Source organism: Pseudomonas syringae pv. cilantro, assembly GCF_001293775.1.
Classification (GTDB): domain Bacteria; phylum Pseudomonadota; class Gammaproteobacteria; order Pseudomonadales; family Pseudomonadaceae; genus Aquipseudomonas; species Aquipseudomonas syringae_P.
In genome coordinates this window covers 38,245-63,259 of record NZ_LGLN01000024.1, presented here as the reverse complement: position 1 = coordinate 63,259, position 25,015 = coordinate 38,245, and the positions used below count along the sequence as shown (strand labels likewise).

The window sequence follows — 25,015 nt, the reverse complement described above, 5'->3', positions numbered from 1 at the left end:
GCCATGACCACTCGTATCCTGACCGGTATCACGACCACCGGCACTCCCCATCTGGGCAACTACGCGGGCGCGATCCGTCCGGCCATCGTTGCCAGTCGCCAGAGTGATTTCGATTCGTTCTACTTCCTGGCGGACTACCATGCCCTGATCAAATGCGATGACCCGCTGCGCATTCAGCGCTCGCGTCTGGAAATCGCAGCGACCTGGCTGGCCGCTGGCCTGGACGTTGATCGCGTAACCTTCTACCGCCAGTCGGACATCCCGGAGATTCCGGAGCTGACCTGGTTGCTCACCTGCGTTGCGGCTAAAGGCCTGCTCAACCGTGCGCACGCTTACAAGGCGTCGGTCGACAAGAACGTCGAAGGCGGCGAAGACCCGGATGCGGGCATCACCATGGGCCTTTACAGCTATCCGGTGCTGATGGCGGCCGACATTCTGATGTTCAACGCGCATCAGGTTCCGGTGGGTCGCGATCAGATCCAGCACGTGGAAATGGCCCGTGACATCGGTCAGCGTTTCAACCACCTGTTCGGCAAGGGCAAGGAATTCTTTGTCATGCCTGAGGCGTTGATCGAAGAGAGCGTTGCCACGTTGCCGGGTCTCGATGGACGCAAGATGTCCAAGAGCTACGACAACACCATCCCGCTGTTCAGCAGTGCCAAGGAGATGAAGAGCGCCATTTCACGCATCGTCACCGACTCGCGGGCGCCCGGTGAAGCGAAAGATCCGGACAACTCCCATCTGTTCACACTGTATCAGGCATTCTCCACCCCCGAGCAGTGCGCAGAGTTCCGCTCTGAGCTGTTGCAGGGCCTGGGCTGGGGTGAGGCGAAGACTCGCCTGTTTACCTTGCTGGACGGCCAGTTGGGCGAGGCGCGTGAGCAGTACCTGAGCCTGATCGAGCGCCCGGCCGATCTGGAAGACATCCTGCTCGCCGGTGCCCGGAAAGCTCGTCGTGTCGCTACCCCGTTCCTCGAGGAATTGCGAGAGGCCGTTGGCCTGCGCTCGTTCCGAACCGCTGTGCAGAATGTCGATACCGGCAAAAAGAAAGCCAGCAAAGGCGCACGTTTCGTCAGTTTCCGTGAGGACGATGGCAGCTTCCGCTTCCGTCTTCTGGCGGCCGATGGCGAGCAATTGCTATTGTCGCGCAACTTTGCCGACGGCAAGGCTGCCGGCATTGTCAGCAAGCAGTTGCAGCAGGGCGGCGCGCTGGACCTGCGCAGCGACGATGATCGTTTCACGCTGTGGCTGGACGGTGAGTGTGTCGCCGACAGTCCGGTGTTTGCCGACCCTACAGCGCGCGACGCCGCTATCCAGACCCTCAAGCTGGCGCTCGCTCCTCAACAGGACTGATTGCCAATCCCCGGGGTCGTCGCTACAGTGACGACCCGTTTTTGTTGCCTTGCTAACGAATTATGACGCCCTTAGAACGATATCAAGCTGATCTGAAACGCCCGGACTTCTTCCATGATGCCGCGCAGGAAAATGCTGTGCGTCATTTGCAGCGGCTGTACGACGATCTGGTCGCCGCGCACGACAGCAAGCCCGGCCTGTTGGGCAAGCTGTTCGGCAAGAAAGAACCGACCCTGGTCAAGGGCCTGTATTTCTGGGGCGGAGTAGGGCGCGGTAAAACGTATCTGGTCGATACGTTCTTCGAGGCGCTGCCGTTCCAGGACAAGGTCCGGACGCACTTCCACCGCTTCATGAAGCGTGTGCACGAGGAGATGAAAACCCTAAAGGGCGAGAAAAACCCGCTGACGATTATCGCCAGGCGTTTTTCCGACGAGGCGCGGGTCATCTGCTTCGACGAATTTTTCGTTTCCGACATCACGGACGCCATGATCCTCGGCACGCTGATGGAAGAGCTGTTCAAGAACGGCGTGACGCTGGTGGCGACCTCGAACATCGTCCCGGACGGCCTGTACAAGGACGGCCTGCAACGCGCGCGCTTCCTGCCGGCGATTGCGCTGATCAAGCAGAACACTGAGATCGTCAACGTCGACAGCGGCGTCGATTACCGTCTGCGTCACCTGGAACAGGCCGAGTTGTTCCACTTCCCGCTCAACGAAGCTGCGCAGGAAAGCCTGCGCAAAAGCTTCAAGGCACTGACCCCGGACTGCGCGGAAACCATCGAAAACGATGTGCTGATGATCGAAAACCGCGAAATCCGTGCGCTGCGGACTTGTGATGACGTGGCCTGGTTCGACTTCCGCGAGCTGTGTGACGGCCCGCGCAGCCAGAACGACTACATCGAGCTGGGCAAGATCTTCCATGCTGTGCTGCTCAGCGGCGTCGAGCAGATGGACGTCTCCACTGACGACATCGCCCGACGCTTCATCAACATGGTTGACGAGTTCTACGACCGCAACGTCAAGCTGATCATCTCGGCCGAAGTCGAGCTGAAGGACCTGTATACCGGTGGCCGCTTGATGTTCGAGTTCCAGCGTACCCTGAGCCGCCTGCTCGAAATGCAGTCCCACGGGTTCCTGTCGCGGGCGCATAGGCCCTAGTAGCAGAGCAGCTGCAAGCTACAAGCCGCAAGTCAAAAGCTTGCAGCTTGCAGCTTGCAGCTTGCAGCTCAAAGCCTCTCCCTCTGACTCTCGAACTGATGCCGATATTGATTGGGTGAAAGCTCGGTGTGCTGGCGGAACAGGCGGGCGAAGAAGCTGGCGTCGTCGTAGCCGACTTCATAGCTGATGGTTTTGATGCTCTTGCGCGTGCCCGACAGCAATCCCTTCGCTGTTTCGATGCGCAGCCGTTGCAGGTAATGCAACGGTTTGTCGCCGGTCGCCGTCTGGAAGCGGCGCATGAAATTGCGAATGCTCATGCCGTGCTCGCGCGCCACGTCTTCAAAGCGGAATTTGTCGGCAAAGTGCTCTTCCAGCCAATGCTGAATCTGCAGAATCACCACATCCTGATGCAGTTTCTGCCCGCCAAAGCCGATTCGTCCCGGCGCGTAGGTGCGGCGCACTTCATAGAGAATGTCGCGGGCCACGGCCTGGGCGACGTTGGCGCCGCAGAATCGCTCGATCAGATAGATATACAGGTCGCAGGCCGAAGTCGTGCCGCCTGCGCAATACACGTTGTCGGCGTCGGTCAGGTGTTTTTCCTGGTTGAGCAGCACGTTCGGGTAGCGCTCTGCAAAGGCGCCGAAGAACCGCCAATAGGTGGTTGCTTCCTTGCCGTCGAGCAGTCCGGCTTCGGCCAGCCAGTACACGCCGGTCGCCTCGCCGCAGATCACCGCGCCGCCGGCGTGTTGTTCGCGCAGCCAGGGCAAGACCTGCGGGTAGCGCTGGCAGAGGATGTCGAAGTCGTCCCAGAACGCCGGGATGACGATGATGTCACTTTGGCACAGTGCGCCGTCCACCGGCAGCGTGACGTCGCTGAAACTGCTGACGGGAAGGCCGTCCGGGCTGATCAGGCGGGTTTCGAACGCAGGTATCAGGCCTTGGCCCAATTGCTTGCTGTAACGCAGGCTGGCCAGATGGAAAAAGTCCTTGGCCTGCATGACAGTCGAAGCGAACATTTTGTCGGTGGTCAGAATGCTGACGCGCCGTAGAAGGGCGGTTTGCTGGATCGGCATAATCTTTATTCTTATATGGGTAAATGGTCAAGCAACGGCTGGATCGTCTTATTTTTTGACGATGATGTCCAGTCTGCCTTGGCAGGATTCCCGAGCGCTGTGAATGATGGCTTTGTGCTTCGAGGGCAAATATCCGCTAATCGGGCCACCGCAGGCAATAAACAGAACGTGAACAAAAAAATCCGGTTGAGGTTATTTTTGCAGTCTGTATAATCCGCCAGCTCTTTGCAGTGGAAGTGATGCGCCGTCTGCCGAAGAATCTTGCCGTATAACGGACGCGCTGACCCGAGCCCCCGATAGCGTCTGTTTCCGGCTGCCTTTGACTTGTCAAAGTACGCACTATTCAGTAAGATCCGCCGTCTAATTTTCAGGGCGGCCCCTGAGGCTATAAAGAATGAAAACTTTTACTGCTAAACCGGAAACAGTTAAGCGCGACTGGTTCGTCGTCGACGCTGCTGGTCAGACCCTGGGTCGTCTGGCCACCGAAATCGCGAGCCGTCTGCGTGGCAAGCACAAACCGGAATACACTCCGCACGTTGACACCGGCGACTACATTGTCGTGATCAATGCCGAGCAGATCCGCGTTACTGGTGCCAAGACCACCGACAAGATCTACTACTCACACTCCGGTTTTCCGGGCGGGATCAAGTCGATCAACTTCGAAAAGCTGATCGCCAAAGCTCCTGAGCGCGTGATCGAGACCGCGGTCAAAGGCATGCTGCCTAAGAACCCGCTGGGTCGCGACATGTATCGTAAGCTGAAAGTCTATGCGGGCGCTGTACACCCTCATACTGCTCAGCAGCCCCAAGAACTGAAGTTTTAACGGAATAGTTCATTATGTCGGCGACTCAAAATTACGGCACTGGCCGTCGCAAGACCGCAACCGCACGCGTTTTCCTGCGTCCGGGTACTGGTAACATCTCGATCAACAACCGCACTCTGGAAAATTTCTTCGGTCGCGAAACTGCCCGCATGGTAGTTCGTCAGCCGCTGGAACTGACCGAGACCGTTGAAAAGTTCGACATCTACGTCACTGTTATCGGTGGCGGTGTAAGTGGTCAGGCTGGCGCAATCCGCCACGGTATCACTCGCGCTCTGATGCAGTACGACGAGACGCTGCGTGGCGCACTGCGTAAAGCAGGCTTCGTGACCCGCGATGCTCGTGAAGTTGAACGTAAGAAAGTCGGTCTGCGTAAAGCGCGTAAGCGTCCGCAGTACTCGAAGCGTTAATTCGCTTTCGTTCGAAGCGCGTTGCTCAAGGCCCTTTTTCAAAAGCTCCTTGTTCGAAGCTCTTTGTTCAAAAGAACGTCCATCTCCTCAGGGAGCTGGGCGTTTTTTTATGGACGTTTTTTTGCGGCGCCACTGGGCATATCGCGAAGCTCATAGCTTACTCGTGCAAGATTGCAGAATTTAGATCGCGTAAATAAGCTATCTTGTCGCCCGCGACGAGCACCTGTCCTGTTGCGATCATTATCGGAGGCGCCTTGAGGCGCGTTCGTTCGTCTGTCCGATAAATTTTAACAAGCGAGGAGGACCGCCATGGGCGTGACCAACCGGTTGGCCTGTTACTCCGACCCCGCCGACCACTATTCCCATCGTGTGCGCATCGTGCTCGCGGAGAAAGGTGTCAGCGCCGAAATAATTGAGGTTGTGGCAGGTCGTCATCCGCCGCAGCTTATTGAAGTGAATCCGTATGGCAGCGTCCCCACGCTGGTGGACCGTGACTTGGCGCTGTACGAGTCGACAGTGGTGATGGAGTATCTGGATGAGCGTTATCCTCATCCGCCCCTGCTGCCTGTCTATCCGGTAGCGCGTGCCAATAGCCGTCTGTTGATCCACAGGATTCAGCGGGACTGGTGCGGCCTGGTGGACCTGATTCTGGACACTCGCAGTAAAGAGCCTGCTCGCGTTCAGGCGCGCAAGGAGCTGCGTGAAAGTCTGGCCGGGGTTTCCCCGCTGTTCGCAGAAAAAGCTTTTTTCATGAGCGACGAGCTAAGTCTCGTTGATTGCTGTCTATTGCCCATACTCTGGCGTTTGCCGATTTTGGGTATCGAATTGCCGCGGCCTGCCAAGCCGTTGCTTGATTATATGGAGCGCCAATTTGCGCGTGAGGCTTTTCAGGCGAGTCTGTCTGCTGCCGAACGTGAAATGCGCTAAGGCTTAAGGAGCCGTTAATGAACTCCAGTCGCCCTTATCTTGTTCGCGCTCTTTACGAGTGGATCGTCGATAACGATTGCACCCCGCATGTGCTGGTCAATGCGGAGTACCCATCCGTTCAGGTCCCTCAGGGGTTCGCCAACGATGGACAGATTGTCCTGAATGTTTCGCCCAGTGCAGTGCGTCATCTGCATATGGATAACGAAGCCGTCAGCTTTGAAGGTCGCTTCGGGGGTGTGCCACACACGCTGTACGTGCCTGTTGCTGCCATTCTGGGCATTTATGCTCGGGAGAACGGGCAGGGCATGGTTTTCGATCTGGAGCCCGCCCTTGAGGATGGCGACGAGATTGAGATTGAGGTCGAAGACGACACGCCGCCTGATAGCGAGCCTCCGCGCCCAAGCGGCAGGCCGAGTCTGAAAGTGGTCAAGTGACAAACAGTTGAAATGAAAAAGGCGATCCTCGGATCGCCTTTTTCATGTCTGCTCGTCTGCGGTCAGTCGATGTACTCGAACAGTTTTACGATCTTCTGCACGCCCGAGACGCTTTGCACCAGGTTGGTCGCGCGGTTGGCTTCGTCCTGAGTGACCAGGCCCAGCAGGAATACAATGCCGTTCTCGGTCACAACCTTGATGCGCGAGCCCGGGATCGAAGCGTCGGCGATCATCTGGCTTTTGATCTTGGTGGTCAGCCAGGCGTCGTTGTTGCGGGCCAGCAGCGACGAGGGCGCCATGACCTGGATCTCGTTGTTGACTTTCTTGACGCGCTGGACCGTGCTGGCAGCCTGTTCGGCCATGGCCTTTAGGTCGGCACGCGGGGTCTGGCCTGCGAGCAGCACGATGCCGTTGTAGCTGGTCACTACGATGTGCGAGCCTTCGGCCAGATCGGGGTGCGCCTTGGAGATATTGACTGCGGCCTTGGTTTCGATCAGCGAGTCATCGATCTTGCTGCCGAACGTGCGCGTGCCACGATCATCTTCGATCGGCTTGTCGCGAGTAGCCGTGATCACCGAGCTGCATCCGGTGATGCTGAGGCACAGTGTCAGAACCAGTAGGCTGAGACGATTAGGGGTCATTCTTCACTCCCGAACAGTTGGCTGTCGATCAGATCGCAAAGACAATGGATCGCCAGCAGATGGACTTCTTGTATGCGTGCCGTGACAGTGGCCGGTACGCGGATTTCCACGTCCTCGGGCAATAGCAATGAAGCCATGCCGCCGCCGTCGCGTCCCGTCAATGCTACGACAATCATTTCGCGATCATGTGCGGCCTGGATGGCCTGAATAATATTCGCCGAGTTGCCGCTGGTGGAAATTGCCAGCAACACATCGCCCGGTTGACCCAGTGCACGAATCTGTTTGGAGAAGATTTCGTTGTAGCTGTAATCGTTGGCGATCGAGGTAATCGTCGAGCTGTCGGTGGTCAGTGCGATGGCTGGCAGGCTTGGCCGCTCGCGTTCGAAACGGTTGAGCAGTTCCGAGGAAAAGTGCTGTGCATCGCCCGCCGACCCGCCATTGCCGCACGAAAGCATTTTGCCTTCGTTGAGCAGGGCATTGACCATGACCTGACTGGCTTGCTCGATATAGGGTGCAAGGACTTCCATCGCCTGTTGCTTGGTTTCGATGCTGGCCTGAAACAGCCGGCGAATTCGGGATTGCATGTCCATCAATGTGACCTTAATTAGAGCGTACGGCGGCGGGACGGATGCGCCGGAGTCTCCCGGCTGCTATCCGGCACACAGGGTGTGCAGCCGGCAAAACAAATAGCGAAATCGATGATGACAGAGGCTGGTTATAGTCGTGAAGGCAGTCGGGCTGCTCGCCCTGATGCGCTTCAGCTGTCAAAAGCACTTCTGATCCAGTTCAGCGGTGCGGCGGTGCCGGGTGTGCCTTCAATCGCGATCACGTCGAAACGACAGGGGTAATCGGCCCAGTCCGCGACCTGTTGCAGAAAAAGCTGTGCAGCAGTGACGAGTTTCTCCTGCTTGCGAAAATCAACGCTTTCTACGGCGCCACCCCAGCCAGCATGGCGACGATAGCGAACTTCGACGAATACTACTGTATCGCCGTCGAGCATGACTAGATCAAGCTCGCCGCGTTTGCATAACCAGTTTTGTTCGATGAGCTGCAGCCCCTGCTGTTGCAGATACTGCAGGGCGTAGGCTTCTGCCTCACGCCCTGCTTGCTGCCGGGTGCTGCGTTGCGTCAAGGGGCGGTGTCCGGCAGGCGCTGGATCTTGCCGTCCACAAACTCTGCCCACGGCAATTGGCGCTCAATGCGGCGGCCAGGGTTCATGCTCAGGCTGCCGGACAAGCCGTCGAGGCGCGTATCAGGCATCGCCTTGAGCTGACCGAGGCGCGGTGCCAGACGGTAAGCGTCGATACCCATTGCATACAGGCGACCCAGGCTGCCTGCAGCCTGCGGCCATTGGGCGGTCACTTGCTGACGCAGCGGGTCGTCGGCGTTGAGCAGCCAAGGTGTTTCGCAGAAGCGCACGCCGTTGAGGTCCATGTACTGAGCGTGGTCATTGCTGTTGGTGAACAGATGCGAAGTCGCATACACCGGTACGTCGCCTGCGTACTGGAAGACCATGGTCGGTTTGATTTGCTGGGCTTGTTGAGGGGTTGCGGCGAGGAACATGAAGTCGATGTCCTGGCGACGGCTAGGCTGCGCGGCCACTTGAGTGCCGGCAGTGCTTTGCAGGCGCTGGGCGCGGCCTTCGCTGTTACGCAACTGGAACAGATCGGCGACCTGCTGGGCCAGCTCTACGGGTTGATCGACATGCTCGGCGGCGATCAATGTGCCGCCCTTGGCTTGCCAGGCTTTGCGGAAAGCATCCAGAACGCGGTCGCCCCATTCGCCTTTCGGCACCATGGCCACTGCGCTGCGCTTGCCGTCGGCCCAGGCACGACGAGCCACTTCGCGGGCTTCGTCTTCTGCGGCCAGGCCGAATTGATACAGCTGCGCAGGGCCTTCGGTGCTGGTGTCGCTGTAGTTAAGCGCCAGCGTAGTGATCGGCAATTGCTGACGGCTGTTCAGCTGCTTGACGAGGTTCTTTTCCAGTGGGCCGACGACCAGTTGAGCGCCAGCGGCCTGTGCCTGGCGATAGAATTCGTCCATCGAGGTGACGCGCGAGCTGTCGAAGACCTGAATGGCAGGCGGGTTTTCGCCTGCTTGCTGAGCCTGGAAGTGCGCAGCCATGAAGCCTTCGCGCAGTGCCTTGGCAACGGATGCCAGTTGGCCGTCCTGCGGCAGCAGCAGGGCAATTTTGGTAATCGGTTCGCTGGTCAGGGCGCGCAGTTTGGCAAGAGCGTCTGGCAGTTGCAGGGCTGCAGGGTGTTTCGGGTTCTGCGCTTTCCAGTTGTCGATGGCCGCCTGTTGCTGCTCAAGCGTGCCGGCACCTTTGATCGAGCGAGCCAGGTTCAGCCAGCCACCCAAGTCATCGGTAGCGCTGCTCTGCAGTTGTTCGGCCGGCAGGGCGGAGACCAGGGTCCAGATCGCATCGTTGTTGGTGCTGAGGTCTGCGCCCTGCAACAGCGGACCGGCAAAGACCCGCTCGTTGACGGCTGCCAGCATCTGACCATCGGCTTCCAGCGCGCGCGCCTTGACCCGGTGGGTGCGAACCTGCTGTTCGACCGACAGTTCACCCAGGCGCTGCATGCCTGGATGATTGAGGGCAGTCAGCGCGGCTTTGGGCTGATTGCGGCCCATTGCCAGTTCGGCGGACAAGGTGCTGGCGTAGACCTGCAGGCCTGGCTTGAGTTGATCAAGCTGGACCTGACCAAGGATCTGCGCAGCGCGTCCGGCGTCGTTCTGGCGGCTGGCCAGATCGGCCGCGCTCAAACGCAATGTCGCGGCCTGCTCGGGCGACTTGGCATTGGCGGCCTGATCGAGCAATTGCTCGATGCTGGCGTCAGGGGTGCGCGGCAGCTCGCCAAGGCTGGACGAGGGCGAGCTGGCGCAAGCTGCGAGAAGTGCAGCGAAGCAGAGGGCAGAGAGCAGCCGCAGACAAGCGATCATTGGTATGTTCCTGATACTCGAGCGAATTAGCGGAGAATTGTACCCAAGCGCTGGCCGGGGTGCGACGTCGAAGGTGCGTAAAGCGATGATATTGGTCGCGTTAGGGTCATCCGTCGGCCAAATCGTTCAATTCGGGGCTGTCGACGCGTGTTTCGGTGAGCCGTCATCACGTTTTTATTCCTTTTTTACCTGCTTCCCTGATGCGCGAGCCGTTGACGCGGTCGCAGCCTGTACAATGCGTGTTCACGAAAATCCAGCTTTACCACAAGAGGTCTGCGTTTTGACTGTTCCGGTTGTTTCGAATTCCACCCCGGGCTCGCTTTATGTCGTGGCGACCCCTATCGGCAATCTGGACGATATGAGCGTGCGGGCGCTGAAAGTACTGCGTGAAGTCGCGTTGATCGCGGCAGAAGATACGCGTCATTCAGCACGTTTGATGCAACACTTCGGTATAGCGACGCCACTGGCCGCCTGCCACGAGCATAACGAGCGTGATGAAGGCAGCCGGTTTATCACACGGCTGCTGGCGGGCGACGATGTCGCGCTGATTTCCGATGCAGGTACGCCGCTGATCTCCGATCCGGGCTATCACCTGGTTCGCCAGGCGCGTGCCGCCGGTGTGCCGGTCGTTCCGGTGCCTGGCGCCTGCGCCCTGATTGCCGCGTTGTCTGCGGCGGGGCTGCCTTCTGATCGTTTCATCTTCGAAGGCTTTCTTCCGGCGAAGGCGGTCGGCCGTCGGGCGAAGCTCGAGCTGGTAAAAGAAGAGCCGCGCACGCTCATCTACTACGAGGCGCCTCATCGGATCCTGGAATGCCTGCAGGATATGGAGCTGGTCTTCGGTGCCGGGCGGCATGCTTTGCTGGCGCGTGAAATAACCAAAACTTTCGAAACGCTCAAAGGTCTGCCTTTGGGTGAGCTTCGCGCTTTTGTCGAAGCCGACAGCAATCAGCAGCGCGGCGAGTGCGTGGTGCTGGTGTCCGGCTGGACCCCGCCCGCGGACGAAGACGTCATCGGCACCGAGGCGCGCAGGGTGCTCGATCTGCTGCTCGAAGAAATGCCGCTCAAACGCGCGGCTGCTTTGGCGGCCGAGATAACCGGGGTGCGCAAGAACCTGCTTTATCAGGTGGCGCTGGAAAAACAGAAGGACGAGTAAGGCGGGCTTTCGGGGCGCCATGCGGGTTGCAGGCACTTTTAAAGCTTGTTCTTGATGGCGTGTGCCGCTAACCTTGTCGGTGGAGAGTCGATTGGACAGTCGCTGCCTCTTGTTGTTCCGCAACAAGGGGGGGAGGAAAGTCCGGGCTCCATAGGGCGGAGTGCCAGGTAACGCCTGGGAGGCGCGAGCCTACGGAAAGTGCCACAGAAAATAACCGCCTAAGCACTTCGGTGCCGGTAAGGGTGAAAAGGTGCGGTAAGAGCGCACCGCACGTCTGGCAACAGTGCGTGGCAAGGTAAACCCCACTCGGAGCAAGACCAAATAGGGTTCCAAGGCGTGGCCCGCGCTGGAACCGGGTAGGTTGCTAAAGGCGTCCAGTGATGGCCGTCGTAGAGGAATGACTGTCCTCGACAGAACCCGGCTTACAGATCGACTCTCCACCTTTTTTCCACCCTTCGTTTTAAGCAGCAAATCCCCTTCGTAATACCAAAAAAATCTTACAGTTCATAAATCACATTAACTTTGAATCGCAACGATTTGAGCTGTGTGGGATTTATCTGTCGGATTGCTCGTAAATTATCCGTTCTGACTCCAAAACCCCTCCTAAATCTCCGAAATGTAAGGGTTTTCCTTAAGACCGTGCCTTGACGGTGTGGTGGGCGCGTTCCTATAGTGTGCGCAAGTGGCAGAAAGTGGCACGAAGTGGGTTTTTTTAGCGCAAAAAGCTAATATTCGGAGAATGCGCCTGTGTTCCGTGGTGCCAACGCGATCAATCTCGATGCCAAGGGCCGTCTCGCTATGCCGAGCCGGTACCGTGACGAGTTGGATTCGCGCAGTGCCGGGCAAATGATCGTGACCATCGACGCCGTTGACCCCTGTTTGTGTCTCTACCCGCTGTCCGAGTGGGAACTGATAGAAGCCAAACTTCGGGATCTGGCGACATTTCGTGAAGAAAACCGTCGCTTGCAACGGCTTCTGATTGGTAATGCAGTCGATCTGGAGCTGGACGGCAGCGGGCGTTTTCTGGTGCCGCCGCGTCTTCGCGAGTACGCGAAGCTCGACAAGCGCGTGATGTTGGTGGGCCAGCTCAACAAGTTTCAACTGTGGGACGAGGACGCCTGGAATGCTCTTGCTGATGCAGACCTTGCGGCCATTCAACAACCTGGCGCGATGCCCGACGAATTACGTGACCTGATCCTGTGACTATGAATAGCGCCTTTACCCACATCACCGTACTGCTTGAAGAAGCCGTGGAGGCTCTCGCGGTACGCGCGGATGGCTGCTATCTGGACGGTACGTTCGGGCGTGGCGGGCACAGTCGTCTGATCCTCAGTCATCTCGGGCCGGACGGCCGGCTGCTGGGATTCGACAAGGACCCTCAAGCGATTGCCACCGGGCAAGCGCTAGCGGCCGAAGACGGCCGCTTTGTCATTGTGCAGCGCAGCTTCGCAGAACTCGGTTCGGAAGTTCAGGAGCGCGGGCTGGCGGGCAAAGTCAGCGGTATCCTGCTGGATCTGGGTGTGTCGTCCCCGCAGCTGGATGATCCTGAGCGTGGCTTCAGTTTCATGAATGACGGCCCGCTGGACATGCGTATGGACCCGACGCGCGGTGTTAGTGCGGCCGAATTCATCGCATCCGCACCGGCCGAAGAAATCGCCCGCGTGTTCAAGGAATATGGCGAAGAGCGCTTCGCCAAACGCATGGCCAACGCCGTCGTTCAGCGCCGTGAAGTCCAGCCTTTCGAGCGCACTGCCGATCTGGCTGAAGTGCTCAAGGTCGCCAATCCTGCGTGGGAAAAAGGCAAAAACCCTGCAACGCGTGCCTTTCAGGGCTTGCGCATTCACGTCAACAACGAACTGGGTGACCTGGAAGCCGGGCTTGAAGCCGCGCTGGACACTCTGGAAATCGGCGGCCGTCTGGTGGTGATCAGCTTTCACTCGCTTGAAGACCGCATCGTCAAGCTGTTCATGCGCAAGCTCGCCAAGGGCGAAGCCGACAACATGCCGCGTGACCTGCCGATCCAGTTCAAGCCCTTCGAGCCGAAGATCAAGATTCACGGCAAGGCGCAATTCGCCTCCGACTCAGAAACCAAGGCCAATCCACGCTCGCGCAGCGCCGTCATGCGCGTCGCGGAGAAACTCAGGTGAGCCGGGTTTTCCTCAAGCCTTTGCCAGGCGGCAGCTTCATTATGCTGCTGCTGTTCGTCGCCGTCCTGATTTCGGCGATTGGTGTTTCCTATAGCGCTCACTGGAACCGGCAGCTGCTCAATTCGCTGTATTCGGAAATGAGCGTGCGCGACAAGGCGCAGGCCGAATGGGGGCGCCTGATTCTCGAGCAGAGCACCTGGACTGCCCACAGTCGCATCGAGACCCTGGCCACCGAACAACTGAAGATGCACATTCCCAGTGCTGCTGAAGTGCGGATGGTGGCGCCATGATGAAGCTCGAAGGCGCACTTTACCCGTGGCGCTTCCGCGTGGTCGTGGGCCTGCTGGTTTCGCTGGTGCTTGCGATTTGCTGGCGCATCGTCGATCTGCAGGTCGTTGATCACACGTTCCTCAAGGAACAGGGCGATGCGCGCAGCCTGCGGCACATTCCGATTCCGGCTCACCGTGGTCTGATCACCGACCGTAACGGCGAGCCGCTGGCCGTCAGTACGCCAGTGACCACGCTGTGGGCCAATCCGCGCGAAATGCAGCAGGACAAATCCAAGTGGCCGATGCTCGCCGCCGCTCTGGGCCAGGACCTCAAGGCCCTGACCGAGCGTCTGGATTCGCAGGCCAATAAAGAATTCATCTACCTGGTTCGTGGCCTTACGCCTGAACAGGGTCAGTCGGTCATCGATCTGAAAGTGCCTGGTGTCTACGGCATCGAAGAATTCCGCCGCTTCTACCCGGCAGGCGACGTAACTGCGCACATGGTCGGCTTTACCGACCTCGATGACCATGGCCGTGAAGGTGTCGAGCTGGCGTATGACGACTGGCTTGCCGGCGTGCCCGGCAAACGTCAGGTCATCAAGGACCGGCGAGGGCGACTGATCAAGGACGTTCAGGTCACCAAGAATGCCAAGGCCGGAAAGACCTTGGCTTTGTCTATTGACCTGCGCCTGCAATATCTGGCCACCCGTGAACTGCGCAACGCCATCGTCGAGAACGAGGCGAAGGCTGGCAGCATGGTGATCATGGACGTCAAGACCGGCGAAGTTCTGGCGATGGTCAATCAGCCGACTTACAACCCGAACAATCGTCGGACCATGGTGCCTGCCGCCATGCGTAACCGGGCGATCATCGACGTGTTCGAGCCGGGCTCCACCATGAAGCCGATTTCAATGACGGCCGCGCTGGACAGCGGCCGCTGGAAGCCGACCGACAAGGTCGAGGTGTATCCCGGTACGTTGCAGATCGGCAAGTACACGATTCGTGACGTGACCAAGACCGAAGGCCCGATCCTCGATCTGACCGGCATCCTGATCAACTCCAGTAACGTCGGCATGAGCAAGGTGGCCTTCGACGTCGGCGGTGAAGCTATTTTCCGCGCCATGCAGCGTGTGGGCTTCGGTCAGTACACCGGTCTGGGCTTCCCGGGCGAGCGTGTCGGCAACCTGCCCAACTACCGCGAATGGCGCAAGGCAGAAACGGCCACGCTGTCCTACGGCTACGGCCTGTCGGTCACCGCATTGCAGCTGGTGCATGCCTATGGCGCGCTGGCCAATAACGGCCGCCTCGTGCCGCTGACCATTCTGAAAACCGATAAAGAGCCGGAGTCGACTCAGGCCATTCCCGAAAAAACCGCCAAGACTCTGCAAGGCATGTTGCAGCAGGTGATCGAAGACCCGCGCGGCGTGTACCGTGCCCGTGTGCCGTCCTATCACGTCGGCGGCAAGAGTGGTACGGCGCGCAAAACGTCCATCGGCACCAAGGGGTATGCGGAAAACTCCTACCGCTCCCTGTTCGCCGGGTTCGGGCCGATGAGCAATCCGCGTTACGCGATCGTCGTGGTGATCGACGAGCCGAGCAAGGGTGGCTACTACGGCGGTCTGGTTTCGGCGCCGGTCTTCAGTAAGGTCATGTCCGGCACGTTGCGTCTGATGAACGTGACGCCAGACAACCTTGCGCCACCGGAACAAGTCAATGCCGCACCGGCAGCCAAAGGAGGGCGTGGTTGATGGCCTTTAATCTGAGCAAGATTTTCGCTCATACCGACCGCGATCCGTTGATCCGCGAGTTGACACTCGACAGCCGTAACGTGCGTCCGGGGGATCTGTTTCTGGCCGTGCCTGGGATCAATTCCGACGGGCGCGCACACATTGCCGACGCCTTGAAGCGCGGTGCAGCGGCCGTGGCCTATGAAGTCGAAGGGTCGAGCGTTCTGCCGATCACCGACGTGCCGCTTATTCCGGTCAAAGGCCTGGCAGCGCAGCTGTCGGATGTCGCGGGGCGCTTCTATGGTGACCCGAGCCGCAGCCTGAATATGGTTGGCGTCACCGGTACCAACGGCAAGACCAGCGTGACCCAGCTGGTTGCCCAGGCGCTGGACATGCTTGGTCAGCACTGCGGCATCGTCGGCACCCTCGGCACCGGTTTTCACGGTGCGCTGCAAAGCGGCCGCCACACCACGCCTGACCCGATAGCCGTTCAGGCGACGTTGACCGACCTGAAAAAAGCCGGCGCGCGTGCCGTGGCCATGGAAGTTTCGTCCCACGGGCTGGATCAGGGACGTGCGACGGCCATTGCATTCGATGTCGCGGTGCTGACCAATCTGTCCCGTGACCATCTGGATTACCACGGCACCATGGAAGCCTACGGCGCGGCCAAGGCCAAGCTGTTTGCCTGGCCTAACCTCAATTGTCGGGTAATCAACCTCGATGACGAGTTCGGTCGCAAGCTGGCCACGCTCAAGCACGAATCGCGGCTGATCACCTACAGCCAGCTGGACAGCGCTGCTTATCTGTATTGCCGCGACGCCAGGTTCGACGACGATGGCGTGCGCGCCACGCTGGTCACGCCGCAGGGCGAGCACTTCCTGCGCAGCGCGTTGCTGGGCCGCTTCAACCTGAGCAACGTGCTGGCTGCGGTGGGCGCGCTGCTGGGGCTGGATTACGCGCTGGATGAAATTCTCAAGGTGCTGCCGAAACTCGAAGGCCCGGTTGGACGCATGCAGCGTCTGGGTGGCGCCAGCAAACCGCTGGTCGTCGTCGATTACGCGCACACCCCGGATGCGCTGGAAAAAGTGCTTGAAGCACTGCGTCCGCATGCCAAGGGCCGGCTGTTGTGCCTGTTCGGCTGCGGCGGTGATCGTGATCGCGGCAAGCGTCCGTTGATGGCCGAAGTGGTCGAGCGTCTGGCCGACGGCGTCTGGGTGACCGATGACAACCCGCGTAACGAGCCGCCTTCGCAAATTTTCGATGACATCCGCCCAGGCTTCGTTGCTGCCGACAAGGTGCGCTTTGTTGAAGGTCGTGGTCAGGCCATCGCTGAGCTGATCGCTTCGGCCAGCGCCGATGATGTCGTGGTACTGGCAGGCAAGGGTCACGAGGACTACCAGGAAATCGTCGGCCAGCGTCATCCGTTTTCCGATTTGCAAGAAGCTGCCAAGGCGCTTGCTGCATGGGAGCCTGCGCATGATTAAGCCAATGACCTTCGGCGAACTGGTGACCCATCTCGACGCTCGGCTGGCAGGCGGCGACTGCAGTTTTGATGGCGTCAGCACCGACAGCCGCGGCATTGCACCAGGGCAACTGTTCGTCGCCCTGACCGGGCCGCGTTTCGACGGGCATGAGTACCTGGAACAGGTCGCTGGCAAAGGTGCCGTCGGTGCTTTGGTCGAGCGCGAAGTGGAGGGTGCAAGCCTGCCGCAACTGGTCGTGCTCGACACCCGCAAGGCGCTCGCGCAACTGGGCGCGATGAACCGCAATGCGTTTGTCGACAAGCCTGTTGCGGCGATGACCGGTTCCAGCGGCAAGACCACGGTCAAGGAAATGCTCGCCAGCATTCTGCGCACGCGCGGGACGGTGCTGGCCACCCGTGGCAACCTGAACAACGAGCTTGGCGTGCCCCTGACGCTGCTGGAACTCGCGCCCGAGCATGCTGCCGCTGTCATCGAGCTGGGCGCGTCGCGAGTGGGCGAAATCGCCTTCACCGTAAGCCTGACCAAGCCGCACGTTGCGATCATCACCAATGCCGGAACCGCCCACGTTGGCGAGTTCGGTGGTCCGGACAGGATCGTTGAAGCCAAGGGCGAGATTCTCGAAGGGCTCGACGCCACCGGCACAGCCGTCCTGAATCTGGATGACAAGGCATTTCCGATCTGGCAACTGCGCGCAGGCGAGCGCAAGGTCATGACGTTCGCTTTGAATAACCCTGCGGCCGACCTGCATGCCACCGACTTGCGTCGTGACGCGCGCGGTTGCCCGGCGTTCATGCTCAACAGCCCGCTCGGCGCCGCACCGGTACAACTGAATCTGCTGGGCACGCACAACGTGGCCAATGCCCTGGCCGCAGCGGCCGCTGCCTGCGCGCTGGGCGTCAGCCTGGAAGGCATCGCCGCTGGCCTGAACAACGTGCAGCCGGTCAAGGGCCGCGCTGTGGCGCAGACCGCCAGCAATGGCGTGCGCGTCATCGACGACACCTACAACGCCAACCCGGCGTCGATCAACGCGGCCGTCGATGTCCTCACCGGTTTCAGCGGGCGTACCGTGCTGGTGCTGGGTGATATCGGCGAGCTGGGCGACTGGGCCGAGCAGGGCCACCGCGAAGTCGGCGCTTACGCGGCGGGCAAGGTCTCCGCACTTTATGCCGTCGGCCCGTTGATGACTCATGCCGTGAGCGCCTTTGGCGAACACGCGCATCACTTTGCCAGCCAGGCAGAGCTGATCGCGGCACTGGGTGCCGAGCAAAACCCTGACACCACTTTACTGATCAAGGGCTCGCGTAGCGCTGCGATGGAAAACGTCGTGGCTGCCTTGTGCGGTTCTAGCCTGGAGAAACATTGATGCTGCTGCTGTTGGCCGAGTTTTTACAACAGTTCTACAAAGGCTTCGCGGTCTTTCAATACCTGTCTTTGCGCGGGATCCTTGGCGTGCTTACTGCGCTGACACTGTCGTTGTGCCTGGGGCCGTGGATGATCCGCACCTTGCAGATGCGCCAGATCGGTCAGTCGGTGCGCAACGACGGTCCGCAGTCGCACCTGTCCAAGTCCGGCACACCAACCATGGGGGGCGCGCTGATTCTGTCGTCCATCGGGATCAGTACCTTGCTGTGGGCCGACCTGAGCAACCGTTACGTCTGGGTGGTGTTGCTGGTGACCTTTCTGTTCGGTGCCATCGGCTGGGTCGATGATTACCGCAAGGTGATCGAAAAGAATTCCCGGGGCCTGCCGAGTCGCTGGAAGTATTTCTGGCAGTCGGTATTCGGCCTCTGCGCGGCAATCTTCCTTTATACGACTGCGCCGTCCGCGACCGAGACCACGCTGATCGTGCCGATGCTCAAGGATGTGCGCATCCCGCTCGGCATCGGCTTCATCGTGCTGACCTATTTCGTGATCGTCGGTTCGAGCAACGCGGTCAACCTGACGGATGGCCTGGACGGTCTGGCGATCATGCCAACGGTGATGGTCGGCGGCGCGCTGGGCATCTTCTGCTACCTGTCGGGTAACGTGAAATTCGCTGAATACCTGCTGATTCCTTATGTGCCGGGGGCGGGTGAACTGATTATCTTCTCAGGTGCACTGATCGGTGCGGGGCTGGGGTTCCTGTGGTTCAACACCTACCCGGCGCAAGTCTTCATGGGTGACGTCGGTGCGCTGGCACTTGGCGCTGCGCTCGGCACCATGGCCGTGATCGTGCGTCAGGAAATGGTCCTGTTCATCATGGGTGGCGTGTTCGTGATGGAAACCCTTTCAGTGGTCATTCAGGTTGCGTCTTTCAAACTCACCGGCCGCCGGGTGTTTCGCATGGCGCCGATACACCACCACTTTGAACTCAAAGGCTGGCCCGAGCCACGCGTGATCGTCCGTTTCTGGATCATCACCGTGATTCTCGTGCTGATCGGCCTTGCCACGTTGAAACTGAGGTAGAACGAGTGTCCCTGATCGTTTCCGACCGCTTCCGCATTGTCGTGGGTCTAGGCAAAAGCGGCATGTCTCTGGTTCGCTTCCTGGCGAATCAGGGCGTGTCCTTTGCTGTGGCCGACACGCGGGAGAATCCTCCTGAGCTGGCGACCTTGCGTCGCGATTATCCGCAGGTGGAAGTGCGTTGTGGCGAGCTGGACGTGGACTTCCTCTGCCGTGCCGATGAGCTATATGTCAGCCCCGGTCTGGCCTTGGCAACACCGGCCTTGCAACAGGCCCACGCACGCGGTGTCAAGCTGTCGGGCGATATCGAACTGTTCGCCCGTCACGCGAAGGCGCCGGTGATTGCCATCACCGGTTCCAACGCGAAAAGCACCGTGACCACGCTGGTTGGCGGAATGGCCGTTGCCGCTGGCAAGCGCGTCGCAGTGGGCGGCAATCTCGGCACGCCGGCGCTGGATCTGCTCAGCGACGATGTCGAGCTTTATGTCATGGAACTGTCCAGTTTCCAGCTCGAAACCACCGACCAGCTCAACGCTGAAGTGGCGACTGTGCTGAACATCAGCGAAGACCACATGGACCGCTACAGCGGCCTGCCAGCCTACCATCTGGCCAAGCACCGGATCTTCCGCGGCGCGCGGCAGGTAGTGGTCAACCGGCAGGATGCGTTGTCCCGTCCGCTGATCGGCGAAGGGCTGCCGTGCTGGACCTTTGGCCTGAACACGCCTGACTTCCACGGCTTTGGTCTGCGGGAAGAGAATGGCGAAAAGTACCTGGCCTTCCAGTTCGAGAACCTGATGCCGGTGCGCGAGCTGAAAGTGCGCGGCGCACACAATCAGGCCAACGCGCTGGCGGCGCTGGCACTGGGCCATGCGGTCGGTCTGCCGTTCGACGCCATGCTCGCCAGCCTGCGCGAGTTCACCGGGCTTGAGCACCGCTGCCAATGGCTGCGCGAGCGCCAAGGCGTTCATTACTACAACGATTCCAAGGCCACCAACGTGGGTGCTGCACTGGCGGCCATCGAAGGCCTGGGCGCGGACATCGACGGCAAGCTGGTGCTGATTGCCGGTGGCGATGGCAAGGGTGCTGACTTCAGCGGTTTGCGTGCGCCAGTGGCTAAACATTGCCGCGCCGCCGTATTGCTCGGTCGCGACGCCGAGCTGATTGCTCAGGTGTTGGGTGATGCCGTTCCGCTGGTTCGTGTCGACACGCTGCAAGCGGCGGTTGAGCGCAGTGCCGGGCTGGCCCGCAGCGGTGATGCCGTGTTGTTGTCTCCCGCATGCGCCAGCCTGGACATGTTCAAGAATTATGAAGAGCGCGGACGTGTGTTCGCGCAGGCAGTGGAGTGCTTGTCATGATCTTCGGTGTGATCAAGCCTTACCCATCGCCACTGATCAGCGGCCGCGGTATCGACCTCGATTTTCCGATGCTGGTCGGTTGTCTGGCATTGCTGGGCCTTGGCCTGGTGATGATCACGTCCGCCTCGTCGGAAGTTGCGGCCGTGCAGTCGGGCAATACGCTGTACATGATGACTCGCCATCTGGTCTATCTGTTGATCGGTCTCGGCGCGTGCGGTGTGACCATGATGATTCCGGTCGCCACCTGGCAGCGCCTGGGCTGGTTGATGCTACTGGGTGCGTTCGGCCTGCTGCTGATGGTGCTGGTGCCTGGCATCGGGCGCGAGGTCAACGGCTCGATGCGCTGGATCGGCTTCGGCGCGTTCAACGTACAGCCTTCGGAAATCGCCAAGGTCTTCGTGGTGATCTTCCTCGCCGGTTACCTGATTCGTCGTCAGCAGGAAGTCCGCGAAAGCTGGATGGGCTTCTTCAAACCGTTCATCGTGCTGCTGCCGATGGCGGGTCTGTTGCTGATGGAGCCTGACTTCGGTGCCACCGTGGTCATGATGGGTTCGGCAGCTGCCATGTTGTTTCTTGGCGGCGTCGGCTTGTTCCGTTTCTCGCTGATGGTGGTGCTGGCCGTTGCGTCGGTGGTCGTGCTGGTACAGGCCCAGCCTTACCGGATGGCGCGCCTGACCAACTTTACCGATCCATGGGCTGACCAGTTCGGCTCCGGCTATCAATTGACGCAGGCGCTGATTGCTTTCGGTCGCGGCGAGTGGTTTGGCGTCGGTCTGGGCAACAGCGTGCAGAAGCAGTTCTACTTGCCGGAAGCGCACACCGACTTCGTGTTCTCGGTGCTTGCAGAAGAGCTGGGCGTCATCGGCTCGCTGCTGACCGTCGCGCTGTTCCTGTTCGTCAGTATTCGCGGCATGTACATCGGCATGTGGGCAGAGCGGGCCAAACAGTTCTTTGGTGCTTATGTCGCTTATGGCCTGTCGTTCCTGTGGATCGGTCAGTTCCTGATCAACATCGGCGTGAACGTCGGCCTGTTGCCGACCAAGGGTCTGACGCTGCCGTTCCTCAGCTATGGCGGCAGCTCGCTGGTGATCTGCTGTGCGAGCCTTGGCCTGTTGCTGCGTATCGAGTGGGAATCGCGCAACAACATGGGCAGTGAAGAGGCCGAATTCCAGGAAAGCGACTTCGCCGAGGAGCCGCACAATGGACGCTAACGTGCTGATCATGGCGGGCGGTACTGGCGGGCACGTGTTCCCGGCGCTGGCCTGCGCGCGCGAATTCCAGGCGCGTGGCTACAAGGTCCATTGGCTGGGTACACCGCGCGGGATCGAAAACGAGCTGGTGCCGCAGGCTGGCCTGACGCTGCACCTGATCAACGCGACCGGGTTGCGTGGCAAGGGCCGATTGTCGCTGCTCAAAGCACCGCTGATGTTGCTGAAAAGCCTGATGCAGGCGCGCAAGGTGGTTCGCCAGGTGAAACCGGCCTGCGTGGTCGGCTTCGGTGGCTATGTCACCGGCCCCGGCGGTCTGGCGGCGAGGCTGGCTGGTGTGCCGCTGATCATCCACGAACAGAATGCCGTCGCCGGAACTGCCAACCGCAGCCTGGCATCGTTCGCCAGCCGCGTGTGCGAAGCGTTCCCGAATACGTTCCCGGCCTCGGCCAAGCGCCGTACCACCGGAAACCCGGTGCGCGTCGAGCTGTTTCTGGAAACCCCGCGTCAGGCGCTCGCCGGTCGCAAGGCGCGTCTGCTGGTGCTGGGCGGCAGCCTGGGCGCGGAGCCGCTGAACAAATTACTGCCCGAGGCGCTGGCTCAGTTGCCTCAGGACATCCTGCCCGAAGTGTTTCACCAGTCGGGCAAGAATCACGATGCTGTCACCGCCGAGCGCTATCGCAATGTCGGTGTCGAGGCGCAAGTTGCGCCGTTCATCCAGAACATGGCCCAAGCCTATAGCTGGGCTGATCTGGTGGTCTGCCGCGCAGGCGCACTGACCATCAGCGAACTGGCCGCCGCCGGTCTGCCGTCGTTGCTGATACCGCTGCCCCACGCGATTGATGACCATCAGTCTCGTAATGCTGACTATCTGGCCCGAGAAGGCGCAGCCTTCGTCATGCCACAAGCAACAACTGGCGCCGCCGAGATGGCCGCACGCCTGAAAGAGGTTTTGATGCAACCCGAACAATTGAACAGCATGGCCCGCACTGCACGTCGCCTGGCCAAGCCTGATGCAACCAACACCGTCGTCGATGTCTGTGTGGAGGTGGCCCATGGTTGAGAATCAACGCGCCATGCCGCAGCCTGAAATGCGCCGCATCCGCCGCATCCACTTCGTCGGTATCGGTGGCGTGGGCATGTGCGGCATCGCCGAAGTGCTGTTGAACCTGGGTTACGAAGTCTCCGGTTCCGACCTCAAGAGCTCCGCCGTGACCGAGCGCCTCGAGTCGTTCGGCGCACAGATTTTCCTCGGCCATCGTGCCGAGAACACCATCGGTTCCGATGTACTGGTGGTGTCCAGCGCCATCAACACGTCCAACCCGGAAGTCGCCACTGCGCTGGAACGTCGTATTCCGGTGGTGCCACGCGCCGAAATGCTTGCCGAACTGATGCGCTATCGCCATGGCATCGCCGTTGCCGGTACGCATGGCAAGACCACCACCACCAGCCTGATCGCTTCGGTGTTCGCGGCCGGTGGCCTGGACCCGACGTTTGTGATTGGCGGTCGGCTGAACGCAGCCGGCACCAACGCGCAGCTGGGCACCAGCCGTTATCTGATCGCCGAGGCTGACGAGAGCGATGCCAGCTTCCTGCACCTGCAACCGCTGGTCGCCGTGGTCACCAATATCGACGCCGATCACATGGCGACCTACGAGGGCGACTTCAACAAACTGAAGAAGACGTTCGTCGAGTTCCTGCACAACCTGCCGTTTTACGGGCTGGCGGTGATGTGCGTCGACGATCCGGTGGTGCGTGAAATTCTGCCGCTGGTCAAACGTCCGACCATGACCTACGGCTTCAGCGAAGAAGCCGACGTGCGTGCGATCAATGTGCGCCAGGACGGCATGCTGACGTTCTTCACCGTACTGCGCCGCGACCGCGAGCCGCTGGACGTGTCGGTGAACATGCCCGGTAATCACAACGTGCTCAATTCGCTGGCCACTATCGCCATTGCGACCGATGAAGGCGTCAGCGATGAAGCCATCGTCAAGGGCCTGTCCGGCTTCCAGGGCGTGGGTCGGCGTTTTCAGATTTACGGCGAGCTGCCGGTCGAAGGCGGCAACGTCATGCTGGTCGACGACTACGGCCACCATCCGCGTGAAGTCGCTGCTGTGATCAACGCTGTACGCGGTGGCTGGCCGGATCGTCGTCTGGTGATGGTTTACCAGCCGCACCGGTTCAGTCGCACCCGTGATCTGTACGATGATTTCGTGCAGGTGCTGGCCGACGCCAATGTGCTGTTGCTGATGGAAGTCTACCCGGCCGGTGAAGAACCGATTCCTGGTGCGGACAGTCGCAACCTGTGCCACAGCATCCGTCAACGTGGCCAGCTGGATCCGATCTACATCGAGCGCGGTGTCGAACTCGCGCCGCTGGTCAAGCCGTTGCTGCGTGCCGGTGACATTCTGCTGTGTCAGGGCGCTGGTGACATCGGTGGTCTTGCTCCGCAACTGCTCAAGAGCCCGCTGTTCATCGGCGCTACCGTGGCGTCAACCGAAGGGAAGCTGAAATGACAGCCCTTGCCTTGTCTTCCCTGTGCTCGACACTCGAGCCGAAAAGCTTCGGCCGCGTTGCCGTGCTGTTCGGCGGCAAGAGTGCCGAGCGGGAAGTGTCCCTGAACTCGGGACAGGCGGTGCTCAAGGCGCTGGTCGACGCTGGCGTGGATGCGTTCGGCATCGATGTGGGCGGTGATTTCCTGCAGCGGCTGGTCAGCGAAAAGATCGACCGCGCCTTTATCGTTCTGCACGGGCGTGGTGGCGAAGACGGCACCATGCAAGGCCTGCTGGAGTGCCTGAAAATCCCTTACACCGGCAGCGGCGTACTGGCTTCGGCACTGGCCATGGACAAGCTGCGGACCAAGCAGGTCTGGCAGAGTCTTGGCCTGCCGACCCCCTTGCACGCTGTGCTCGAAAACGAGCGCGATTGTATTTGCGCCGCGACGGAACTGGGCTTCCCTTTGATCGTCAAACCGGCCCATGAAGGCTCAAGTATCGGTATGGCCAAGGTGAACAGCGTCGACGAATTGATCGCCGCCTGGAAGACCGCCAGTACCTATGATTCGCAAGTGTTGGTCGAACAGTGGATTCACGGGCCGGAGTTCACTGTTGCGTCTCTGCGTGGCCAGGTATTGCCTCCCATCGGCCTGGGCACTCCTCACAGTTTTTATGATTACGACGCCAAGTACCTGGCCTCCGATACTCAGTACCGGATTCCGTGTGGCCTGGGCGATGCACAGGAACAGGAACTCAAGCAACTCGCTGCACGTGCTTGCGACGCCATCGGCATTGCGGGCTGGGCGCGCACGGATGTGATGCAGGATGCGCAAGGCAAATTCTGGCTGCTGGAAGTGAACACCGTACCGGGCATGACCGATCACAGCCTGGTGCCGATGGCCGCACGTGCTGCGGGTCTGGATTTTCAGCAACTGGTGTTGGCGATTCTGGCCGACAGCGTTCCGGTGAGAGGGTAA

24 protein-coding genes and 1 other RNA gene are annotated in these 25,015 nt (G+C 60.1%); 20 read left to right on the top strand and 5 right to left on the bottom strand.

Annotation, left to right across the window (positions count from 1 at the left end; all coding sequences use genetic code 11):
- Positions 1–3: 3 nt before the first annotated feature.
- Both ABJ99_RS04480 and zapE read left to right on the top strand, forming a co-directional pair.
- Positions 4–1,353, top strand: a complete 1,350-nt coding sequence (locus ABJ99_RS04480) for a tryptophan--tRNA ligase (RefSeq protein ID WP_054084778.1) — start codon at positions 4–6, stop codon at positions 1,351–1,353.
- Positions 1,354–1,415: 62 nt separating this feature from the next.
- Positions 1,416–2,510: a cell division protein ZapE gene (zapE, locus tag ABJ99_RS04475; RefSeq protein WP_054084777.1), complete on the top strand. Its 1,095-nt coding sequence runs from the start codon at positions 1,416–1,418 to the stop codon at positions 2,508–2,510.
- A 68-nt stretch (positions 2,511–2,578) separates the two neighbouring features.
- On the opposite strand, the gene ABJ99_RS04470 is transcribed toward zapE, so the two are convergent.
- Complete coding sequence (locus ABJ99_RS04470; protein ID WP_162491553.1) at positions 2,579–3,484, bottom strand: GlxA family transcriptional regulator; 906 nt, start codon at positions 3,482–3,484, stop codon at positions 2,579–2,581.
- 493 nt (positions 3,485–3,977) lie between these two features.
- Here ABJ99_RS04470 and rplM point away from each other — a divergent pair, with 493 nt between their 5' ends.
- The 4 genes from rplM (at position 3,978) to ABJ99_RS04450 (ending at position 6,174) form a co-directional block, all read left to right on the top strand.
- A complete protein-coding gene (gene rplM, locus ABJ99_RS04465) occupies positions 3,978–4,406 on the top strand; it encodes a 50S ribosomal protein L13 (RefSeq protein WP_002555065.1) in 429 nt (142 codons plus the stop codon).
- A gap of 14 nt (positions 4,407–4,420) precedes the next feature.
- Positions 4,421–4,813 carry a 30S ribosomal protein S9 gene (gene rpsI / locus ABJ99_RS04460; protein ID WP_003216038.1) on the top strand — a complete coding sequence of 131 codons (393 nt, stop codon included), beginning with the start codon at positions 4,421–4,423 and terminating at the stop codon, positions 4,811–4,813.
- A 309-nt stretch (positions 4,814–5,122) separates the two neighbouring features.
- Positions 5,123–5,740 (top strand): glutathione S-transferase N-terminal domain-containing protein, encoded by a 618-nt coding sequence (locus ABJ99_RS04455; protein ID WP_007248965.1) that lies wholly within the window; start codon positions 5,123–5,125, stop codon positions 5,738–5,740.
- 17 nt (positions 5,741–5,757) lie between these two features.
- Positions 5,758–6,174: a ClpXP protease specificity-enhancing factor gene (locus ABJ99_RS04450; protein ID WP_054084775.1), complete on the top strand. Its 417-nt coding sequence runs from the start codon at positions 5,758–5,760 to the stop codon at positions 6,172–6,174.
- Positions 6,175–6,236: 62 nt separating this feature from the next.
- Here the strand turns inward: ABJ99_RS04450 and ABJ99_RS04445 are convergent, their stop codons facing one another.
- The 4 genes from ABJ99_RS04445 to ABJ99_RS04430 form a co-directional block, all read right to left on the bottom strand.
- A complete protein-coding gene (locus tag ABJ99_RS04445) occupies positions 6,237–6,815 on the bottom strand; it encodes a BON domain-containing protein (RefSeq protein WP_054084774.1) in 579 nt (192 codons plus the stop codon).
- A complete protein-coding gene (locus tag ABJ99_RS04440) occupies positions 6,812–7,405 on the bottom strand; it encodes a phosphoheptose isomerase (protein ID WP_054084773.1) in 594 nt (197 codons plus the stop codon). The genes ABJ99_RS04445 and ABJ99_RS04440 overlap by 4 nt, the downstream gene beginning before the upstream one ends.
- 167 nt (positions 7,406–7,572) lie before the next feature.
- Complete coding sequence (locus tag ABJ99_RS04435) at positions 7,573–7,947, bottom strand: YraN family protein (protein ID WP_054084772.1); 375 nt, start codon at positions 7,945–7,947, stop codon at positions 7,573–7,575.
- Entirely contained in the window at positions 7,944–9,758 is a 1,815-nt protein-coding gene (locus ABJ99_RS04430; RefSeq protein WP_054084771.1) for a penicillin-binding protein activator, read from the bottom strand. The genes ABJ99_RS04435 and ABJ99_RS04430 overlap by 4 nt, the downstream gene beginning before the upstream one ends.
- Before the next feature lie 280 nt (positions 9,759–10,038).
- Between ABJ99_RS04430 and rsmI the strand changes: the two genes are divergently transcribed.
- The 14 genes from rsmI to ABJ99_RS04365 all read left to right on the top strand — a co-directional run bounded on the left by rsmI (position 10,039) and on the right by ABJ99_RS04365 (position 25,015).
- A complete protein-coding gene (gene rsmI, locus ABJ99_RS04425; protein ID WP_054084770.1) occupies positions 10,039–10,911 on the top strand; it encodes a 16S rRNA (cytidine(1402)-2'-O)-methyltransferase in 873 nt (290 codons plus the stop codon).
- Positions 10,912–10,994: 83 nt separating this feature from the next.
- Positions 10,995–11,352: RNase P RNA component class A (rnpB, locus tag ABJ99_RS04900), an RNA gene on the top strand.
- Between the two features lie 306 nt (positions 11,353–11,658).
- Positions 11,659–12,114 carry a division/cell wall cluster transcriptional repressor MraZ gene (mraZ, locus tag ABJ99_RS04420; RefSeq protein WP_007248958.1) on the top strand — a complete coding sequence of 152 codons (456 nt, stop codon included), beginning with the start codon at positions 11,659–11,661 and terminating at the stop codon, positions 12,112–12,114.
- A 2-nt stretch (positions 12,115–12,116) separates the two neighbouring features.
- On the top strand, positions 12,117–13,058 hold the full coding sequence (rsmH, locus tag ABJ99_RS04415; RefSeq protein WP_080378007.1) for a 16S rRNA (cytosine(1402)-N(4))-methyltransferase RsmH: 942 nt from the start codon (positions 12,117–12,119) through the stop codon (positions 13,056–13,058).
- Positions 13,055–13,348 (top strand): cell division protein FtsL, encoded by a 294-nt coding sequence (ftsL, locus tag ABJ99_RS04410; RefSeq protein ID WP_007248956.1) that lies wholly within the window; start codon positions 13,055–13,057, stop codon positions 13,346–13,348. Before rsmH ends, ftsL begins: the two co-directional genes overlap by 4 nt.
- Positions 13,348–15,075: a peptidoglycan D,D-transpeptidase FtsI family protein gene (locus ABJ99_RS04405; RefSeq protein WP_162491528.1), complete on the top strand. Its 1,728-nt coding sequence runs from the start codon at positions 13,348–13,350 to the stop codon at positions 15,073–15,075. Before ftsL ends, ABJ99_RS04405 begins: the two co-directional genes overlap by 1 nt.
- The gene (locus ABJ99_RS04400) at positions 15,075–16,538 is read left to right on the top strand and encodes a UDP-N-acetylmuramoyl-L-alanyl-D-glutamate--2,6-diaminopimelate ligase (RefSeq protein WP_054084768.1); all 1,464 of its coding nucleotides are present in this window, start codon (positions 15,075–15,077) and stop codon (positions 16,536–16,538) included. The genes ABJ99_RS04405 and ABJ99_RS04400 overlap by 1 nt, the downstream gene beginning before the upstream one ends.
- On the top strand, positions 16,531–17,901 hold the full coding sequence (locus ABJ99_RS04395; RefSeq protein ID WP_054084767.1) for a UDP-N-acetylmuramoyl-tripeptide--D-alanyl-D-alanine ligase: 1,371 nt from the start codon (positions 16,531–16,533) through the stop codon (positions 17,899–17,901). Before ABJ99_RS04400 ends, ABJ99_RS04395 begins: the two co-directional genes overlap by 8 nt.
- Entirely contained in the window at positions 17,901–18,983 is a 1,083-nt protein-coding gene (mraY, locus tag ABJ99_RS04390; RefSeq protein WP_054084766.1) for a phospho-N-acetylmuramoyl-pentapeptide-transferase, read from the top strand. Before ABJ99_RS04395 ends, mraY begins: the two co-directional genes overlap by 1 nt.
- Before the next feature lie 5 nt (positions 18,984–18,988).
- Positions 18,989–20,335: a UDP-N-acetylmuramoyl-L-alanine--D-glutamate ligase gene (murD, locus tag ABJ99_RS04385; RefSeq protein ID WP_054084765.1), complete on the top strand. Its 1,347-nt coding sequence runs from the start codon at positions 18,989–18,991 to the stop codon at positions 20,333–20,335.
- Positions 20,332–21,546, top strand: coding sequence for a putative lipid II flippase FtsW (ftsW, locus tag ABJ99_RS04380; protein ID WP_054084764.1), 1,215 nt, complete (start codon positions 20,332–20,334; stop codon positions 21,544–21,546). The genes murD and ftsW overlap by 4 nt, the downstream gene beginning before the upstream one ends.
- Complete coding sequence (gene murG, locus ABJ99_RS04375; protein WP_054084763.1) at positions 21,536–22,606, top strand: undecaprenyldiphospho-muramoylpentapeptide beta-N-acetylglucosaminyltransferase; 1,071 nt, start codon at positions 21,536–21,538, stop codon at positions 22,604–22,606. The genes ftsW and murG overlap by 11 nt, the downstream gene beginning before the upstream one ends.
- Positions 22,599–24,059, top strand: a complete 1,461-nt coding sequence (gene murC, locus ABJ99_RS04370; protein ID WP_054084762.1) for a UDP-N-acetylmuramate--L-alanine ligase — start codon at positions 22,599–22,601, stop codon at positions 24,057–24,059. Before murG ends, murC begins: the two co-directional genes overlap by 8 nt.
- Positions 24,056–25,015: a D-alanine--D-alanine ligase gene (locus ABJ99_RS04365; RefSeq protein ID WP_054084761.1), complete on the top strand. Its 960-nt coding sequence runs from the start codon at positions 24,056–24,058 to the stop codon at positions 25,013–25,015. The genes murC and ABJ99_RS04365 overlap by 4 nt, the downstream gene beginning before the upstream one ends.

What these genes read in the sequence shown, in the direction of transcription:
- rsmH (WP_080378007.1), top strand. Translation starts at nt 12,117, where the DNA reads ATGAATAGCGCCTTTACCCACATCACCGTACTGCTTGAAGAAGCCGTG.
- ABJ99_RS04395 (WP_054084767.1), top strand. Translation starts at nt 16,531, where the DNA reads ATGATTAAGCCAATGACCTTCGGCGAACTGGTGACCCATCTCGACGCT.
- rpsI (WP_003216038.1), top strand. Translation starts at nt 4,421, where the DNA reads ATGTCGGCGACTCAAAATTACGGCACTGGCCGTCGCAAGACCGCAACC.
- ABJ99_RS04480 (WP_054084778.1), top strand. Translation starts at nt 4, where the DNA reads ATGACCACTCGTATCCTGACCGGTATCACGACCACCGGCACTCCCCAT.
- ABJ99_RS04440 (WP_054084773.1), bottom strand. Translation starts at nt 7,405, where the DNA reads ATGGACATGCAATCCCGAATTCGCCGGCTGTTTCAGGCCAGCATCGAA.
- ABJ99_RS04445 (WP_054084774.1), bottom strand. Translation starts at nt 6,815, where the DNA reads ATGACCCCTAATCGTCTCAGCCTACTGGTTCTGACACTGTGCCTCAGC.
- mraY (WP_054084766.1), top strand. Translation starts at nt 17,901, where the DNA reads ATGCTGCTGCTGTTGGCCGAGTTTTTACAACAGTTCTACAAAGGCTTC.
- ABJ99_RS04450 (WP_054084775.1), top strand. Translation starts at nt 5,758, where the DNA reads ATGAACTCCAGTCGCCCTTATCTTGTTCGCGCTCTTTACGAGTGGATC.
- ABJ99_RS04455 (WP_007248965.1), top strand. Translation starts at nt 5,123, where the DNA reads ATGGGCGTGACCAACCGGTTGGCCTGTTACTCCGACCCCGCCGACCAC.
- murG (WP_054084763.1), top strand. Translation starts at nt 21,536, where the DNA reads ATGGACGCTAACGTGCTGATCATGGCGGGCGGTACTGGCGGGCACGTG.
- ftsW (WP_054084764.1), top strand. Translation starts at nt 20,332, where the DNA reads ATGATCTTCGGTGTGATCAAGCCTTACCCATCGCCACTGATCAGCGGC.
- ABJ99_RS04405 (WP_162491528.1), top strand. Translation starts at nt 13,348, where the DNA reads ATGAAGCTCGAAGGCGCACTTTACCCGTGGCGCTTCCGCGTGGTCGTG.
- murC (WP_054084762.1), top strand. Translation starts at nt 22,599, where the DNA reads ATGGTTGAGAATCAACGCGCCATGCCGCAGCCTGAAATGCGCCGCATC.
- ABJ99_RS04430 (WP_054084771.1), bottom strand. Translation starts at nt 9,758, where the DNA reads ATGATCGCTTGTCTGCGGCTGCTCTCTGCCCTCTGCTTCGCTGCACTT.
- ABJ99_RS04365 (WP_054084761.1), top strand. Translation starts at nt 24,056, where the DNA reads ATGACAGCCCTTGCCTTGTCTTCCCTGTGCTCGACACTCGAGCCGAAA.
- ABJ99_RS04400 (WP_054084768.1), top strand. Translation starts at nt 15,075, where the DNA reads ATGGCCTTTAATCTGAGCAAGATTTTCGCTCATACCGACCGCGATCCG.
- rplM (WP_002555065.1), top strand. Translation starts at nt 3,978, where the DNA reads ATGAAAACTTTTACTGCTAAACCGGAAACAGTTAAGCGCGACTGGTTC.
- zapE (WP_054084777.1), top strand. Translation starts at nt 1,416, where the DNA reads ATGACGCCCTTAGAACGATATCAAGCTGATCTGAAACGCCCGGACTTC.